A 3,593-nucleotide genomic window follows, 5' to 3' on the forward strand; every position below is an offset into this window, starting at 1 on the left:
GTGGCGGTGAACCTGCGCTTCCCGGGACAGTATTACGATCAGGAAACGGGGTTGCACTATAATTACTTCAGGAACTATGATCCGGGGACGGGGCGCTATACCCAAAGTGATCCGATTGGGTTGGCGGGGGGGATTAATCCGTTCGCATATGTAGAAAACAATCCACTTGGGGTTACTGATCCACTCGGACTTTTTACGTCTGATGTTCACCTCGATCTATCTGCAAATGCGGTCAATGGACAAGGACTTCCGGAAAACTTGGCTGCTGATGCGATTATGTGGTCTGTCTTGGCAGATTTTCTCCCAGGTTCGCAAGGAATAAAAAACACCGATTGGCACGCAATGAAAAGACCAGGAGAATCTGATGCCACCTCAAATCAGCGCTACTACGATTACGTAATGCAACAATTGAAGCGTTGTGACGCTCAAGGCTTAGGTCGGGCGCTACATGCTGTAGAGGATAGCGCAGCAGGTGGGCATGGTTTTAAGGTATATAACGGATCGGTCAGCCTAAAACATATCTTTGAGGATAAGTACCCATCGGCACAGCAACGTAAGGAGGCAATTATCAAGGGTAGAAACATAATTGATCTCTTCAAGCAGCAATGTACATGTTCAAAATAGGGGGTAGGATCAGATGAAAATTTTAGCATTATTTCTTGTGGTCGTCGTCCTGTCTAAGCTTCTTGCAGATTTAGGATGTTATTTATTTGCGATAAATGGACTTTGGGCATTTGACCTTATGTGCGGCCATAATATCCTGTTTGGATGGATGGTCTCTATACTGCTGATCTTAACCTTATATGGATTAGTGGGGGCAGTTCTCCGAAGGAAAACACGAAAAATCAACAACAACTAACAAAGGGGACACGCGAATCAATGCAGAGAATCTGGAGTGATGGAATATGAGTTCATCTGAGCAAATCTGGATTATGTCTTCGCAACAGCGGTACAACTCCCGTTTCATCTCCTGATTGCATCGTCATGGCTTGCTGTTGCAGTTGGATTGGCAGTTTTTATTCGCCGCCGACCTTCTTTAAGACTACGAGTTGTAATTATTTCTGGGGTTGTAGCACTTGGGATGGCCCCGTTTATGGAGCCCATTTTTTGAGACGGGCGAGCTGGGATTGAGTGCAAAATATTTTTATTTATCATGGGAAAAAATTGATGGCGTGTTAGCAGCACGTTCGCCAGGCAGGAGTCTGACAACCATTAACAACAAGAGACCGTCAAATAGCTTCTCTAGCAACCACCAACGCTGATTGACAATTAACCACCTGCAAACAATAATGTCATAAAATTAATAAACAATAACGTCATAGGCAGGAACCAAGTAGCTTAGCATTGGTTGCTATGCCTACAACTTTACAACTTATAACAAATACGGCAGGAAAGTAAATGGCAATTGGGAAATTGGGGATAGGGTTCTTGCATGCGGCATTCGTCTGCGTGATTTGTCTATTTCGATGTTTTCAGGTTGTAAAAAGCACAAGCGTAAAGCTGATGGATTACAATTTGCAACTACCCCGCACTGTGCTTCTGGTGGTTTATATGTTCTTGTTTATGACTACTATCTCATCAGCGGGGACATTTGCTCCACCGTTACGTTTTTTTGGGTTCACAGGTACAGGACCAGTCCTTGGTTATGATGCAGAATCCCGCCCAGCAGCATGCCAGATTTTTCTCGAGGCAGAGAATGCACAATATGGCCCAGTATTTTCAAACCCACGCTTTGGGCGTTGGACTGAGGGTAACCCAAGCATTAGTGTCAGTCCATACCAGTATAGTTGTTTATATACAAGTATCTTACAAGGAGTCGTCAATAATAATGATGAGCGCTGGCCTGGGATGGCTTATTGTGGGAGTGATTATTACCATAATGATCAAACCTTTTCAGTAGACCGTAATGCCGGACTGTGCGTCTGCACATATGATGCAACTTCAGTTTTTGATGAATGTATTTCAGCCTGCCCAACCGGCCAAACAAAAATAGGCCAAACTTGTCATGGCGGTAAAAATAATGGCGCGCAACCCAACCAGTGCGTAGGAATTCCTATTCTTACTGGATCCGGCAATAAATTCCAACATGAACCTATTTGGCAAAGCGGTAGCGGCATGGATTTCTCGCTATCCTATAATCATAATGACAGCCAAATCTCTTCTTTTGGGAGAAGGTGGCGCAGTTCATTTGACAGTATGATACAAACCGATGTGGACGGCTCGATCATTGTTTTTAGAAACGATGGTAAAGTAATTCGGTACCAAAAGAATGGAACGGTCTGGGGCACAGATGCAGATACCACCGACAAGCTACAAGAAATACTCGATGCAAACTCTATACGAATAGGCTGGCAATACCGAGTGTCGCTGGATGATTCTATCGAATCGTATGATGCCAGTGGCAGGCTCACTTCAACTCAGCAGAGGAACAAGCTCGCGTTAACATTTAAATATAGTGATGGTACGGCAGGTGCTGACGGTGATATTTATATTGAGGGCGGTGCAATTAACATGCCGCTGCCTGCTGGGCGCTTGATTAAAGTACAAGACGCCAATGGCAGAGTAATTCGATTCAGGTATGGGGTACGCGAGAAAATTACTCAGTTTATTGATCCTAGTGGGGCAATTTATCGATTTAAGTATGATGCACTTTCGAACTTAACAGCGGTCATTTACCCAGACAATACACTTTCAGACTCAAACGACAATCCCCAACGTATCTACGTTTATAACGAGTCTGCCAATATCAACAACGGTGCAGCCTGCATTGGCAACCCGGTGGGGTTCCCAAATGCGTTGACTAGTATGATCGATACCACCAGTGGCGATAGCACGGGTGCAAATGGTACCCGTTACGCCAACTGGAAATACGACTGTCAAGGGCGTGCTACCTCCAGCGAACACGCCCCCGGACTTGCTCTTGGCATCGACAACTACCAGCTCACCTACAAAACTAACCCCATCACTGGCAACCCGTACACCGTGGTCACCGATCCTCGGGGCTTTCAACGCACCTACAACTTCACCACTGTATTAGGTGTTGTCAAAAGCACCGGCACCGACCAGCCCGGCGGCTCCGGCTGTAGTGCCGCCTCCAGCGCCCTGACCTACGACGCCAACGGCAACATAAAAACCCGCGCCGACTTCAGCGGCAACGTCACCTGGTACGACTACGACATGACCCGTAATCTGGAAACCACCCGCATCGAAGCCCAGGGCAAACCCGAAGCCCGCACCATCGAAACCGACTGGCATAACCGCTTCAGACTGCCTACCGAAGTCCGAGAAAAAGATGCCGGCAACGTCTTGCAACGGGTCACCCATTACACCTATGATGGCGACAACCTGTCGAGCACCGGGGTCGGCAATCTCACCACCGTAACCATCAAAGACACCGCCAGCAGCAAGACCCGCACCTGGACCTACAACTACACCACCAGTGCCGACAACACCCTGATCAACCTGCTCAAGAGCGTCGACGGCCCACGTACCGATGTCAACGACATCACCCGCTACACCTACTACACGGCTGATGACACGACCACCACCCCACCCAAATACCGCAGAGGTGACCTCAACACCCTCAGCAACGC

General features: G+C 47.5%; 2 protein-coding genes. Both read left to right on the top strand.

The annotated features are described in order from the left end of the window. Window positions 1–624, top strand: a 624-nt coding sequence (locus EDC63_RS18935; RefSeq protein ID WP_223272302.1) for an RHS repeat-associated core domain-containing protein, incomplete at its 5' end; no start/stop codon positions are given. 774 nt (window positions 625–1,398) lie between these two features. Then, the coding region (locus EDC63_RS18290; RefSeq protein ID WP_132920985.1) for a DUF6531 domain-containing protein at window positions 1,399–3,593 on the top strand (2,195 nt) is incomplete at its 3' end.

The sequence above is a fragment of the Sulfurirhabdus autotrophica genome (genome assembly GCF_004346685.1).
Classification (GTDB): Bacteria; Pseudomonadota; Gammaproteobacteria; order Burkholderiales; family SMCO01; genus Sulfurirhabdus; species Sulfurirhabdus autotrophica.